The organism is Mesorhizobium dulcispinae, assembly GCF_033977345.1.
Taxonomy (GTDB): Bacteria; Pseudomonadota; Alphaproteobacteria; order Rhizobiales; family Rhizobiaceae; genus Mesorhizobium; species Mesorhizobium dulcispinae.
The window spans coordinates 360,422-374,168 of record NZ_JAVIIY010000001.1 but is presented as its reverse complement, the minus strand read 5'-3'; the positions used below and the strand labels follow the sequence as shown (position 1 = coordinate 374,168).

At 64.6% G+C, this 13,747-nt stretch carries 12 protein-coding genes; 8 read left to right on the top strand and 4 right to left on the bottom strand.

Annotated features, from left to right (window positions below; genetic code table 11):
• Positions 1 to 103: 103 nt before the first annotated feature.
• Positions 104 to 604, bottom strand: a complete 501-nt coding sequence (locus RFN30_RS01720; protein ID WP_320260410.1) for a DUF721 domain-containing protein — start codon at positions 602 to 604, stop codon at positions 104 to 106.
• 32 nt (positions 605 to 636) lie between these two features.
• Between RFN30_RS01720 and mutY the strand changes: the two genes are divergently transcribed.
• Complete coding sequence (gene mutY, locus RFN30_RS01715; protein ID WP_320260409.1) at positions 637 to 1,752, top strand: A/G-specific adenine glycosylase; 1,116 nt, start codon at positions 637 to 639, stop codon at positions 1,750 to 1,752.
• A 116-nt stretch (positions 1,753 to 1,868) separates the two neighbouring features.
• A complete protein-coding gene (locus RFN30_RS01710; protein ID WP_320260408.1) occupies positions 1,869 to 2,480 on the top strand; it encodes an HAD family hydrolase in 612 nt (203 codons plus the stop codon).
• A gap of 147 nt (positions 2,481 to 2,627) precedes the next feature.
• On the opposite strand, the gene RFN30_RS01705 is transcribed toward RFN30_RS01710, so the two are convergent.
• Positions 2,628 to 3,761 (bottom strand): site-specific DNA-methyltransferase, encoded by a 1,134-nt coding sequence (locus tag RFN30_RS01705; protein ID WP_320260407.1) that lies wholly within the window; start codon positions 3,759 to 3,761, stop codon positions 2,628 to 2,630.
• Between the two features lie 172 nt (positions 3,762 to 3,933).
• Here RFN30_RS01705 and RFN30_RS01700 point away from each other — a divergent pair, with 172 nt between their 5' ends.
• The gene (locus RFN30_RS01700; RefSeq protein ID WP_320260406.1) at positions 3,934 to 4,623 is read left to right on the top strand and encodes an HAD family hydrolase; all 690 of its coding nucleotides are present in this window, start codon (positions 3,934 to 3,936) and stop codon (positions 4,621 to 4,623) included.
• 154 nt (positions 4,624 to 4,777) lie between these two features.
• Here RFN30_RS01700 and RFN30_RS01695 read toward each other — a convergent pair whose 3' ends face one another.
• A complete protein-coding gene (locus RFN30_RS01695; RefSeq protein WP_320260405.1) occupies positions 4,778 to 5,518 on the bottom strand; it encodes a hypothetical protein in 741 nt (246 codons plus the stop codon).
• A 128-nt stretch (positions 5,519 to 5,646) separates the two neighbouring features.
• Between RFN30_RS01695 and thrC the strand changes: the two genes are divergently transcribed.
• The 4 genes from thrC to RFN30_RS01675 are packed head-to-tail and all read left to right on the top strand — an operon-like array spanning position 5,647 to position 11,856.
• Positions 5,647 to 7,044 (top strand): threonine synthase, encoded by a 1,398-nt coding sequence (thrC, locus tag RFN30_RS01690; RefSeq protein WP_320260403.1) that lies wholly within the window; start codon positions 5,647 to 5,649, stop codon positions 7,042 to 7,044.
• Positions 7,045 to 7,058: 14 nt separating this feature from the next.
• Entirely contained in the window at positions 7,059 to 8,351 is a 1,293-nt protein-coding gene (locus RFN30_RS01685; RefSeq protein WP_320260402.1) for a M16 family metallopeptidase, read from the top strand.
• Positions 8,352 to 8,367: 16 nt separating this feature from the next.
• The gene (locus tag RFN30_RS01680; RefSeq protein ID WP_320260400.1) at positions 8,368 to 8,964 is read left to right on the top strand and encodes a GNAT family N-acetyltransferase; all 597 of its coding nucleotides are present in this window, start codon (positions 8,368 to 8,370) and stop codon (positions 8,962 to 8,964) included.
• Between the two features lie 3 nt (positions 8,965 to 8,967).
• A complete protein-coding gene (locus RFN30_RS01675; RefSeq protein WP_320260399.1) occupies positions 8,968 to 11,856 on the top strand; it encodes an EAL domain-containing protein in 2,889 nt (962 codons plus the stop codon).
• Between the two features lie 213 nt (positions 11,857 to 12,069).
• Here the strand turns inward: RFN30_RS01675 and RFN30_RS01670 are convergent, their stop codons facing one another.
• Positions 12,070 to 12,678 carry a YqgE/AlgH family protein gene (locus tag RFN30_RS01670; protein ID WP_320260948.1) on the bottom strand — a complete coding sequence of 203 codons (609 nt, stop codon included), beginning with the start codon at positions 12,676 to 12,678 and terminating at the stop codon, positions 12,070 to 12,072.
• A 127-nt stretch (positions 12,679 to 12,805) separates the two neighbouring features.
• Here RFN30_RS01670 and RFN30_RS01665 point away from each other — a divergent pair, with 127 nt between their 5' ends.
• Positions 12,806 to 13,612, top strand: coding sequence for a protein-disulfide reductase DsbD domain-containing protein (locus RFN30_RS01665; RefSeq protein WP_320260398.1), 807 nt, complete (start codon positions 12,806 to 12,808; stop codon positions 13,610 to 13,612).
• Positions 13,613 to 13,747: the final 135 nt, after the last annotated feature.

The following is a 13,747-nucleotide window of genomic DNA, read 5'->3' as shown; positions in this document are numbered from 1 at the left end:
GCCAATTTTTCGGGCGCGATCACGAATACGCGACATTGACGACAATTTTGCAGCACGCCGGATGTCTCTTGCCGAGACCGTTGCGCACGTTCGGGAGACATGCTCAAGGCTTTTTTTGTCCCAGAATGGTCGCGCCTAGCCGCTCGAGCGAAGCACGCAGTCCGTCATCCTCGATCTTGCCGACAGTGCGCGCCAGCTTCGATTTCTCAGCCTCGCTGAGCGGCCTCGGCGCTGGTTTCGGTCGCGCTTTGGCCGAAAGCACCGGCTTCTGCAAGATCTTGATGCGGCCGATGGCGTTGAAACCCAAAAAGGCGTTGACGCGGTTGATGACCTCGCCGGCCTCATGTTGCAGGTGCAGCGCCGCTATCCCTTCGCAGGCGATGATGAGCACCGCCGGCTCGAACGGATCGTCCTCATGCAGGCGGCGCGGCCATTGGATCTTTTCCGGGCGCGAATGGCTGGCCAGCCGCGGACCGGCGATCTCTTCCCAGGATTGCACCAGCCCGATCGAGATGCCGGCGCGCTTCCTCAGCACCGGATCGAGGATCTCGGTCGCGAGATCGCTCACCGGAACGGGATTGCCGTAGGGCTTTTTCCCTGCCATGTGCGTTCTCCGATCCCAAGCTCACCCGATCAATGGCACCGCAAGACCAGACCCGCAAGGCCGAGAAGGCCGTATCCGGAGACAGCAGCATCGCCGCCCGGCTGCTTGCCTGGTACGACGCGCATCACCGCGACCTGCCCTGGCGCGTGACGCCGGTAGCCTTTGCGCGCGGGACAAGGCCTGATCCCTACCGCGTCTGGCTCTCCGAGGTCATGCTGCAGCAGACCACGGTCGAAGCGGTGAAAGCCTATTTCCGGACGTTTGTCGAGAAATGGCCGACGGTCGAGGCGCTGGCTGCCGCGCCCGCCGAGGATGTCATGAAAGCCTGGGCCGGGCTCGGCTATTACTCCCGGGCGCGCAACCTCAAGGCCTGCGCCGATCTCGTGGTGCAGCGGGGCGGCCGCTTTCCCGAGACCGAAGCCGGGCTGAAGGAATTGCCGGGCATCGGCGCCTACACGGCGGCGGCGATCGCGGCGATCGCCTTCGACGGGCCGGCCGCCGTCGTCGACGGCAATGTCGAGCGCGTCATCTCGCGGCTCCATTCGATCGAAACGCCGCTCAGCGAGGCCAAACCCGAAATCCGCGCACTGGTCGAAAAACTGGTGCCGCGGACGAGGCCCGGCGACTTCGCCCAGGCGATGATGGATCTCGGCGCGACGACCTGCACGCCGCGGCGGCCGCGCTGCATGCTGTGCCCGCTGCGCGAGGATTGCAGCGCCATCCTTTCGGGCGATCCTGAACGCTTTCCGGTCCGTCTGCCGAAAGACGACAAGCCGCTCAGGCGGGGTGCTGCCTTCGTCGCCGAACGCGGCGACGGCGCCATCCTGTTGCGCAAGCGGCCCGACAAGGGACTGCTCGGTGGCATGACCGAGGTGCCGACGACGGCGTGGACGGCGCGGGTCGACGGGGCAACCACTGAAGACGCCGCGCCCTTTGCCGCCGACTGGCGGCGCGCCGGACGCATCGGCCATGTCTTCACGCATTTCGCGCTCGAACTCGACGTATTTCATGCCCACATCAAGGGTGATGTGCCGGACGGGCATTTCTGGTCGCTGGCCCATGAAATTTCCGGGGAAGCGCTGCCGACCGTCATGAAAAAGGTAATCGAGGCGGCGATACCGGGCGCGACCAAAGCGCGTCGCATGTGAAATGATCCCCTCGCGACGCGCTTTGGGTTTTTGTCTTGTGCAAGTCGTTTTCCCAAAACCGCTGCGCACTTTTGGGCAACATGCACTAAAAGCAACGTACCCATGAAAGGCCCGCAATGACCGAAATCCGCCATATCGTGTTCGACATCGGCAAGGTGCTGATCCACTACGATCCGGACCTGGCGTTCAGCAACCTGATCCCCGATGCGGACGAGCGGAAATGGTTCTTCGACAATGTCTGCACCAGCGAGTGGAACATCGAACAGGATCGCGGGCGGACATGGGAAGCGGCAGAGGCGCTTTTGATCGCCGATCATCCCGACCACGCCGAGAACATCCGCAATTTCCGCCGCCATTGGCACGAGATGGTGCCGCATGCCTATGACGACAGCGTCGCGCTCATGGTCGGCCTGATCGAGAGCGGCCGCGATGTGACCATGCTGACCAATTTCGCCGCCGACACTTTCGCCGAAGCCCGCCAGCGCTTCGATTTCCTCGATCGCCCGCGCGGCGTCACCGTCTCGGGCGAGATCGGCCTGATCAAGCCGGACCAGGCCATTTACGACCATCACGTCGCATCGTTCGACCTGGAGCCGGCCGCCACGCTGTTCATCGACGACAGCCAGAAGAATGTCGACGGCGCCAAGGCCGCCGGCTGGCAGGCGGTGCTGTTCACCGACGCCAAGGCGCTTAAAGCGGACCTTCAGCGGCTTGGGATTGCGGCTTGATCTGAATCGCTTGCGGCGATCCGTTAAGGTTTCGATTCAAGCGGATTAGAGCAATTCCAGGAAAAGTGCTTAGCGGTTTTCCGTCCGGAATTGCGTAAAAACAAATGGTTAGAGCGGTTCGACCTCTCCACTAAACGTTGAACTGCTCTAACCGCCTGCCCGTTCCATGCCGAGGCGCGCGATACGACGCAGTTCGTCGATCGGGGTGAGACCGCCGCTGCGCTCATAGTGCCAGAAGGTCCAGCCGTTGCAGGCATCGAGCCCCTGCACCTCGGCGCCGATCTTGTGGATCGAGCCGGCGCTGTCGCCGATCGCCAGCGTGCCGTCGGCGCGCACCTTGGCGGCCCAGCGCTTCTTGGCATCGTAAAGCGTGGCACCCGGCGCCACCAGGCCGGTGTCGATCAGGCTGATGAAGGCGACGCGCGGCTCGGCGCGCTTGCCGGAAAGCACGGTGAGATCGGCGCTTTCCAGCGGCCGCACCGCTGCGATGCGCTCATTGGCGGCGTCGATATAGGCCTGCTCGCGCTCGATGCCGACGAAGTGACGGCCGAGGCGCTTGGCGACGGCGCCGGTCGTGCCCGAGCCGAAGAAGGGATCGAGCACTACGTCGCCCGGCTTGGTCGAGGCCATCATGATGCGGGCAAGCAGCGCCTCCGGCTTCTGCGTCGGGTGCAGCTTGTTGCCGTTGTCATCTTTCAGGCGCTCGCCTCCCGTGCAGATCGGGAACAGCCAGTCGGAGCGCATCTGCAGATCGTCGTTCGAAGCCTTCAGCGCCTCGTAGTTGAAGGTGTAGCCCTTGGCCTTCTGGTCGCGCGAGGCCCAGATCATCGTCTCATGCGCGTTCTGGAAGCGGCGGCCGCGGAAGTTCGGCATCGGGTTGGTCTTGCGCCAGACGACGTCGTTCAGGATCCAGAAGCCGAGATCCTGCATCCTGGCGCCAACGCGGAAAATGTTGTGATAGGAGCCGATGACCCAGATGGTGCCATTGGGCTTCAGCACCCGCCGCGCCGCGAGCAGCCAGGCGCGGGTGAAGGCGTCGTAGGCCTCAAAGCTTTCGAACTGGTCCCAGTCGTCGTCGACGGCATCGACCTTGGACTGGTCGGGCCGGTGCAGGTCGCCGTCGAGCTGCAGATTGTAGGGCGGGTCGGCGAAGATGACGTCGATCGACTTTTCCGGCAGCCTGTCGAGGGCGGCGACGCAGTCGCCCTTCAGGATCGTGTCCAGCCATTCGGACTTAAGGGGAGCGTGGGAAAGCTCGTCGAGAAGACGCACGGCAGACATCAAAACACCCAAAGCACGCGTTACGGTTTACTGGCTGTTATGGTTACCGATCAGCGTAAACATTCGGTGAAGGCCGTTGAGCCTTGCGCGGTTTGCGAAGACCGGCCCATTGGTGTATGCCGCGCCGCTTGGGCCAGCCAGGCCATGTTTCCTCTCTGCGTTCCGGATTGCCATGCCCCAGCCAGACCTTGTCATCTTCGATTGCGACGGTGTGCTCGTCGATTCTGAAATCGTCGCGGCGCGCGTCGAGGCCGAGCTTCTGACATCGGCCGGATTCGAGATCTCGGCGGAGGAGATTTTCGAGACCTATGCCGGGCTGACCTTCAAGGACATCATGCTGCGGCTCGAGGAGAAGTCCCACATTCCGTTCCAAGCTTCGCTGATCGACCGCGCCGAGGAGCTGGTCGACCGCAAGCTGCGTAGCGACGTTCGCGTCATCGACGGCGCCCGCGAGGCGGTGGCGGCCGTCACCGCGCCGCGCGCCGTCTGCTCCAATTCGCGCACGGAGCGGATCGAGTTCATGCTGGAGAAGGTGCGGCTGCTGCCGTTCTTCGCCGGGCGCATCTTCTCGGGGCTCGACATCCCGAGCAAAAAGACCAAGCCGGCGCCGGACGTGTTCCTCTATGCCGCCGAACAGCTCGGCGCCAACCCGAAGAACACCTTCGTCATCGAGGATTCCGTGCACGGCATCACCGGCGCCCGGGCGGCCGGCATGCGCGTCATCGGCTTCACCGGCGCCGGGCACAGCTATCCCGGCCATGCCGACGCGCTGACCGAGGCCGGCGCCGAGACGGTCATCCGCCGCTTCGCGGAGCTCGGCGGCACGATCGCGGCATTGTCGGAGTGGTCGGAAGACGCCTAGGGTTCGTTGGAAACTCTACTCCTGCAGCCATCTGGCGGCGTCTTCTGCGCTTCCGGTGCTCACGTACTTAAACGTACGCTCCGCTCCGGTTCTCGAAGCCACCTCCATATGACTCCCTGGAGCGAGTTTCGAACGAACCCTAGCTAACCCTCGGCTAGTTCGTCGCCGCTGCCGCGACGCGCTTCTTCCTGTTGCCCTTGGACTTGTCCGCGGCAGCCGGCGTGTTCTCGTCATAGCCGGCATAGGCCTGGTAGTCGGTCGCTGTCGGGTCCGGCACCACGACGTTGGCGTCGGTGAAGACGAACTGCGTGGCTGCCGACGGATCGGTGACCTGCACCTGATACTGATGCAGCTGCGAATAGAGCACGTCAGGCCCGTGCTGGACCGCGACGCGGATCGGCATGGTGACGGTGCCGGGCGCAAACAGCGGGCCCGGCACGACCTTGCCGGCGACGGCGATCTTCATCGTCAGCTGGCCGTTCTCGTGCGTGCAGTCGCGCGTCACGTCGGTGATCGAGGCCTGGTAGACGATCTTGGCGGGGTCGCGATTGGGGTCGACCGGCTGACCGTCGGGGCCGGTCTGCGCGGCTGCGGCTGCCTGGGCTTCAGCGTCCGCCGCAGCATCGGCCTTCTTTTTCTTCGGCTTGGCGGCCGTGCCTTTGGCGTAGGTGTTGAAGAAGGCGGTGCCGTCGCGCAGCGTCACCTTCGGGCAGTAGGCGCGCAGCTGGCTTGCCAGCACTTTCGGATCCTGCGGCGGCGGCGCGGTCGGGTCCTTCTTGCTGAAGCCGAAGTTCAGAATGCCATTGTCGCTCGATTGGCAGCCGGCGGCGGCAAGCATAAAGCCGGTGAGCGCCAGACCCGCGACAACACGGCGGTTGACCGAATAAAACCTCATGAACTGCACTTCCCTCTCACAAAGCCGGTGACGTATATCAACGCCGCGGCGAAAATGCGACTGAGCCGGCTCGGAAAATTAACCAATTTGCCGTGGATGACGCGGCCGGCAAGGATGGGCCTTTTACGATGCAATATGTGAGTACCCGCGGGGATGCGCCCGTGCTTGGATTTTCCGACGCGGTGCTGGCCGGGCTGGCGCGCGACGGCGGGCTTTACGTGCCGCGCGAATGGCCGCAGTTTTCGCCTGCCGACATCCGCGCCATGCGCGGCCTCGCCTATCCGGATCTCGCCATCCGCGTGCTCCTGCCCTTCCTCGGCGGCGAGATCGCCGCGCCCGTCTTCGAGCGGCTGGTGCGCGAGGCCTATGCGACTTTCCGGCATGACGCCGTCTGCCCGCTGGTGCAGACAGGGAGAAACACCTTCGTCCTCGAGCTTTTCCATGGCCCGACGCTCGCCTTCAAGGATGTGGCGATGCAGCTGCTCGCGCGGCTGATGGACCATGTGCTTGCCGAGCGGGACAAACGCGCCACGATCGTCGGCGCCACCTCCGGCGACACCGGCGGTGCCGCAATCGACGCTTTCGCCGGCCGCGACCGCACCGACATCTTCATCCTTTTCCCCAACGGCAAAGTCTCGCCGGTACAGCAGCGGCAGATGACGACGTCGAGCGCGGCGAATGTCTACGCACTGTCGATTGAAGGCAATTTCGACGACTGCCAGGGCCTGGTGAAGGACATGTTCAACGACCACGGCTTCCGCGACCGTGTGTCGCTGTCGGGCGTGAATTCGATCAACTGGGCCCGCATCATGGCCCAGATCGTCTATTATTTCTCCTCGGCGCTGTCGCTCGGCGCGCCCGACCGGCCGGTGTCCTTCACCGTGCCGACCGGCAATTTCGGCGACATTTTCGCTGGTTACGCCGCCAAGCGCATGGGGCTGCCGGTCGAACGGCTGATCATCGCCACCAACGACAACGACATATTGGCGCGCACGCTTTCGAGCGGCGAATACCGCACCAAGGGCGTGTTCGCCACCACCTCGCCGTCGATGGACATCCAGGTGTCGTCGAACTTCGAACGCCTGCTGTTCGAGGCGGCGGGCCGCGATGCCGCGACGGTCAGGCGCTATATGAACGGGCTGAAGCAATCCGGCGCATTCACCATCGAAGCGGGCGAAATGGCCAGGATCCGCGCCGAGTTCGACGCTGGCCGCGCCAACGTCGACGAGGTTGCCGCAACCATCCGCCAGACGCTCGAAGCGAGCAGCTACCTGCTCGATCCGCACACGGCCGCTGCCGTGCATGTGGCGGCCGGCCACGCGTCAGGCGCCGTGCCGATGGTGGTGCTGGGCACCGCGCATCCGGCGAAGTTCCCGGCCGCGGTCGAAGCCGCCAGCGGCGTCACTCCCGCGCTTCCCTCATGGCTTGCCGGCTTGATGACAGCCGACGAAAAGTACACCATACTTCCATCCGAGCTGAAAATGGTGGAAGATTACGTGAGCCGCCACACGCGGGCGGCCCGTTAGGGAGTAGTTGCCATATGGGTGTTGAGGTAAGCCGTCTGTCGAACGGCCTGACAGTCGCCACCGAAACCCTTCCAAGTCTCGAATCCGTTGCCCTAGGCGCCTGGGTGAAGTCAGGCGCCCGCAATGAACGCGACGAAGAGCATGGCATGGCCCATCTGCTCGAACACATGGCGTTCAAGGGAACCAAGCGGCGCAGCGCTTTCCAGATCGCCTCGGAAATCGAGAATGTCGGCGGCGAGATCAACGCCGCCACCAGCGTCGAGACGACGTCCTACTACGCCAGGGTGCTCTCAGACGACGTGCCGCTGGCGGTCGATATCCTCGCCGACATCCTGCAGGAGTCGGAGTTCGACCCCGAAGAGCTGGAGCGCGAGCAGCATGTGATCCTGCAGGAGATCGGCGCCGCGCACGACACGCCCGACGACATCGTCTTCGACCGCTTCACCGAAACCGCCTTCCGCCACCAGACCATCGGCCGCTCGATCCTCGGCACGCCGGAGACGGTCAAGTCCTTCACCTCGAAACAGCTGCACGACTTCATCGAACGCCAATATGGCGCCGAGCGCATGGTGATCGTGGCCGCCGGCGACATCAAGCACGACAATTTCGTGCGTGAGGTCGAAAAGCAGCTCGGCGGCTTCCGCGCCAAGGCCACGAGCAACATCCCGCAATATGCGCAATATGTCGGCGGCGACTTCCGCGAGGACCGCGACCTGATGGACGCGCAGATCGTTCTCGGTTTCGAGGGCCGCGCCTATCATGTGCGCGATTTCTATGCCTCGCAGGTGCTGTCGATGATCCTCGGCGGCGGCATGTCGTCGCGGCTGTTCCAGGAGGTGCGCGAGAAGCGCGGCCTGTGCTACTCGGTCTATGCCTTCCACTGGGGCTTCTCCGACACCGGCATTTTCGGCGTGCATGCCGCGACCGGGCAGAGCGATATCGCCAAGCTGGTGCCGGTCATCATCGACGAATTGCAGAAGGCAGGCGAAAGCATCCAGCAGGAAGAGCTCGACCGGGCACGCGCGCAATATCGCGCCGGCCTCATCATGTCGGCCGAGAGCCCGGCAAGCCGCGCCTCGCAGATCGCCAGGCAATTGCTCCTGTTCGGGCGGCCGATCGCCAAGGAGGAGTTGATGGAGCGGCTGGCGGCGCTGACCGTCGAGCGGCTGACCGACCTTTCCTCGCGGCTGTTCTCGACCAAGCCGACGCTGACGGCGGTCGGCCCCGTGGGCACGCTGGCGCCCTACGAGGCGATCCTCGAATCGCTTGCGGGCCCGCAGACGACGGCCCGCAGGCTCGCCGTCTAACCTTCGACCAAAAGCCGTGTTCGCGCTTCCTTTCTTTCGCCGCGACCTGCCGGCACTGAAGGGCGAAAAGGTCACGCTGCGCGTGCCGCTGACCAACGACTACCGCGAATGGTCGACGCTGCGCGGCGAAAGCCGCGCCTTTCTGGAGCCGTGGGAGCCGCGCTGGCAGCCGGACGAGCTCGACCGCACCGCCTGGCGGCTGCGCATCAGCCGCTACCGTGAGGACTATGCGCAGGGCACGGCCATCGCCTTCTTCATTTTCGAGAAGTCGAGCGGCAAGCTCGCCGGCGGCATCACGCTCGGCAACATCCGCCACGGCGTCGCGCAAAGCGGCCATATCGGCTACTGGATCGGCGAACGCTACGGCGGCCGCGGGCTGATGACCGAGGCGGTCAAGCTGGTGTCGCGTTTTGCCTTCGATACGCTGAGGTTGCACCGGATCGAGGCTGCCTGTATTCCCGACAACGCCCGGTCGATCCGCGTGCTTGAAAAAGCCGGATTCCGGCGCGAAGGACTTCTGCGATCCTATCTCAGGATCAACGGCATCTGGCAGGATCACTACCTCTACGCCCGGATCGCGGACGATCCGCCGGGCGATGGAACGAAGGGCTGATATGTGACGAATTTTCCGCGAATCGCGTCGCTGTTCGCCCTCATCCTGGCGGTCGTCGTCACGCTCTCGGCAGCCGCGCCGGCGCTGGCCGTCGAGCCGATCAAGATCGCCCGCGACGACAAGGCTCTCGACCTCTCGCGCGCCTTCGATCTGTATCCGAATCAGGGCGAGAATTTCCAGGTCTCGACGGCCCCAGGCCTCGACGGCATCGTGCGGCGCATCGAGGTCGAGGCCAAAGACGCGCGCTCGAGCGGCGACTGGGCGGTGTTCGCGCTCGCCAACACCACCGACCAGCAGCTCGACCGGCTGATCGTCGCGCCGCATTTCCGCCTGGTGAATTCCGGCATCTTCTGGCCCGACCTCGGTTCGACCCGCATCGCGGCTATCACGCCCAGCGAGGGCTTCGCGCTCGACCGCCAGACCAGCCCCGACGCCGATGTGTTCCGGGTGACGCTGAACCCCGGCACGGTCGTCACCTTCATCGCCGAGCTCGCCTCGCCGAAGCTGCCGCAGGTCTATCTGTGGGAGCCCGAATCCTACAAGGATTCGGTCAATTCCTACACGCTGTTCCGCGGCATCGTCATCGGCATCGCCGGCCTGCTGGCGCTGTTCCTGACGATCCTGTTCGTGGTGAAGGGAACCTCGATGTTTCCGGCGACCGCCGCGCTCGCCTGGGCGGTGCTCGCCTATATCTGCGTCGATTTCGGCTTCCTCAACAAGGTCATCGAGATCTCGCCCGGCAATGAGCAGATGTGGCGGGCCGGCACCGAAGTGGCCTTGGCCGCGACCTTCGTGGTGTTCCTGTTCGCCTATCTCAACCTCAACCGATGGCACGGCCATTTCAGCTACGGCGCGCTGGTCTGGATCCTCGGGCTGTTGCTCATCGCCGGGGTGGCGATCGTCGACCCGGCGGTCGCAGCGGGCATCGCCCGCATCTCCTTCGCCGCCACCGCGATCACCGGGCTCGGCCTCATCATCTTCCTCGGCATTCGCGGCTACGACCGCGCCATCATGCTGGTGCCCAGCTGGGTCATGGTGCTCTTGTGGCTATGCGGCTCATGGATGGCGATCACCGGCATGCTGGACAACGACATCGCCCAGCCGGCGCTGGGCGGCGGCCTGATCCTGATTATCCTTCTGATCGGCTTCACCGTCATGCAGCATGCCTTTGCCGGCGGCGCGCTGCATCAGGGCCTGTTCTCCGACCTCGAGCGCCAGGCGCTCGCGGTCGCCGGATCGGGCGACATCGTGTGGGACTGGGACGTGCTGCGCGACCGCGTGGTGACCAAGCCCGACATCAGCCTGCAGCTCGGCCTTGCCCCCAACAGCCTGTCCGGTGCAGCCCGCAACTGGCTGCCGGTGCTGCATGCCGACGACCGCGACACCTTCCGCACGACACTCGACGTGGTGCTGGAGCACCGCCGCGGCCGGGTGGCGCAGAATTTCCGCCTGCGCGGCGCCGACGGCCACTATCACTGGTTCTCGCTCAGGGCGCGGCCGGTGATCGGCTCGGACGGCGAAGTGATCCGCTGCGTCGGCACGATGGTCGACGTCACCGAGCAGAAGAAATCCGAGGAAAGGCTGCTGCACGATGCCGTGCACGACAACCTCACCGGCCTGCCCAACCGCGAGCTGTTCATGAACCGGCTGGAGGCGATCATCTCGATCGCCCGCACCGAGGACAAGGTGCGCCCGACGGTCTTCGTCATCGACATCGACCGCTTCAAGCAGGTCAATGACGGGCTCGGCATTTCCGCCGGCGACACCATCCTGCTCACCATCGCGCGCCGTCTGCACCGGCTGCTCAAGCCCAAGGATTCGCTGTCGCGCTTTGCCGGCGACCAGTTTGCGCTGATGCTGCTGTCGGAGCAGGATCCGGCTCGCATCGCCGCCATGGCCGACGCCATCAAGCATGCGATCAACAATCCGATCACCTTCGCCAAGCGCGAGATCGTGCTCACCGCCTCGATCGGCCTGATCACCTGGACGACGGCGCAGACCTCGTCCGAGGACATGGTCAAGGACGCCGAGCTTGCCATGCACCAGGCCAAGCGCTTCGGCGGCGACAGGATCGAGCCGTTCCGGCCGGCCTTCCGCACCGTTGGCACCGACCGGTTGCAGTTCGAATCCGACCTTCGCCGCGCCATCGAGCGGCGCGAATTCACCCTCGCCTACCAGCCGATCGTGCGGCTGGAGGATGGCAGCGTCGCCGGCTTCGAGGCGCTGTTGCGCTGGGATCATCCGCGGCGCGGCATGATCCCCCCTGGAGATTTCATCCCAGTCGCCGAAAATTGCGGCCTGATCGTGCAGCTCGGCCTGTTCGCCATGCAGCAGGCGGCCGAGGATCTGGCGACCTGGCAGAAGCAGATCGGCGACGCGCCGCTGTCGGTTTCGGTCAACCTCTCCAGCCGGCAGCTCATTCGCCGCGACCTCGTCAGCGACGTGCGCTCGGTCATCGCGCGCGCCAATCTGAAGCCGCGCTGCTTCCGCCTGGAACTCACCGAATCCCTTGTGATGGACAATCCCGAGCAGACCGCGCATGTGCTGACCAAGCTGAAGCAGCTCGGCATCGGGCTGTCGCTCGATGATTTCGGCACCGGCTATTCCTCGCTCTCCTACCTGACGCGCTTTCCTTTCGACACGATAAAGATCGACAAGAGCTTCGTCGACGACGCCACGCCGAAACGGGCGGTGCTGCTCAAATCCATGGTCAACATGGCGCATGAGCTCGGCCTGTCGGTCGTGGCCGAAGGCATCTCGGACGAGAGCGACGCGCTGGAGCTGCGCCAGATGGGCTGCGAATATGTCCAGAGCTTCATGTTCGGCGCGCCGATGCCCGGCGACCAAGTTCTGAAGACTTTGAGGGAGCAGTATCCGCTGACCCAGGCGTAGAGGCCCATCGTTTCGTCATCCTCGGGCTTGACCCGAGGATCCATGCCGTGACGTTAAGGCGTTGCTATGGTTCAGAATTCTGCACCGTTGCATTCTATGGTCGATGTCACGGCATGGATCCCTGGGTCTCCGCGACGGAGCTGCGCTCCTGCTTCGCCCTGGGATGACGAAGTCGGGAGCGGTCCTGCCAACCGCGGGCGTCGGCTCGTCGGATCATGCGTGGCCGGCGGCGGCGCTGAGGTGGGCGAGGTCTATGCCGATCGAGGCCAGGATGCGGTCGTATTTGCGCTCGATATCGGCGTCGAAAAGAAGCTCGGGCGTCGCCGGGCAGGTCAGCCAGCCATTCTCGGCGATCTCGCTTTCGAGCTGGCCGGCGCCCCAGCCGGAATAGCCGAGCGCCATCAGCGCATGACGCGGCCCGCGGCCCGTCGAGATGGCGCGCAGAATGTCGACCGTGGCTGTCAGGCAGATGTCGTCGGAGACGCTGAGCGAGGATTCCACGCGATAGTCGCCGGAATGCAGCACGAAGCCGCGGCTGCGATCGACGGGCCCGCCATTGCGCACGACGAAGTCGCGGGCATGCGCCGGCAGGCGGATCGCCTCCTGCTCGTTCACGATGCCAAGCTGCACCAGAAGGTCCGGGAACAGCATCTGCTGCGTCTGGTTGATGATCAGGCCCATGGCGCCTTCGTCGCTGTGGGCACAGATATAGATGACCGAGCGCGTGAACCGGTCGTCCTTCATGCCGGGCATGGCAATCAGGAACTGATCGTCGAGAAAGCCGCGTCCGGCGGCTTTCTTTTTGTGTCGCAACAAGTCCATGAGGTTGAGCGTAACGCGTTTCCGCCGCGCCGAAAAGATGGTGAGGCTGCCGGATGTCACGCAAATATGATACCGGCAGGAACATGAAATCATTGCGCGGCCAAGAACGGGCGATCAAATCACCGCCATGCGATACCTGAACATTGTGGCGCTCGGCGCCGTCATCGGCCTGGGAGCGGGCCTGCCCGCCGAGGCATCGTCCTCGGCCTGGTACAACAGCGAAGGCGGCAAGGTGCGGCTGGTGACTAGCGGCAAGCCTGACCAGGCGGGCAAGATCCACGGCGTGCTCGACATCGCGCTGAAACCGGGCTGGAAAACCTATTGGCGCGACCCCGGCGACGCCGGCGTGCCGCCGCAGCTCGACATCGCGGCCAGCACCAACATCGCCGATGCAAGGCTGTCGTTTCCGCCGCCGCAGCGCCACGACGACGGCTACGGCGAATGGGCCGGCTACGACCGTCCCGTGTCGCTGCCGGTGACCTTCACGCTGTCGTCGCCCGACCAGCCGGCAACCATTGACGCCAACGTCTTCCTCGGCATCTGCGAGACGATCTGCATTCCGGTGCAGACCCGGCTCAGCCTCGATCCGGCGTCCGATCCGGACAACGCCACGGACGCGGCGCTGGTCAAGACAGCGCTTGCAACGCTGCCCTCGCCGGCACGGCCCGATTTCGGTATCCGCGTGCTGCCCGGCGACCACGAGACCCTCATCGTCGAGGCCCGGTCCCCCGGTGACCCGGATTCGCTCGATTTCTTCATCGCCGGCGAGCGCGACTACATGTTCGGCGCGCCGGTGCGCAGCGAAAAGGACGGCAAGCTCGTCTTCACCGTGCCGATCCTCGACCGGCCGTCGGCGACACCCACGGGTGGCGGGCTCTATTACACGCTGACCAGCGCCGAGGGTTCGGTCGACGGATTGCTGCCTTTCCCTTGATCCAGCCCCTCTTGGAGCCGCAATTGCCGTCGGAAAACCGCTGGGCGCTTTTCCTGCAATTGCTCTGAACGGTTGCGGGAAGCCGCCCGGTCCGATACGCAGGCACAAATCCTTCCCAATCTCCCAAGCGAGGAA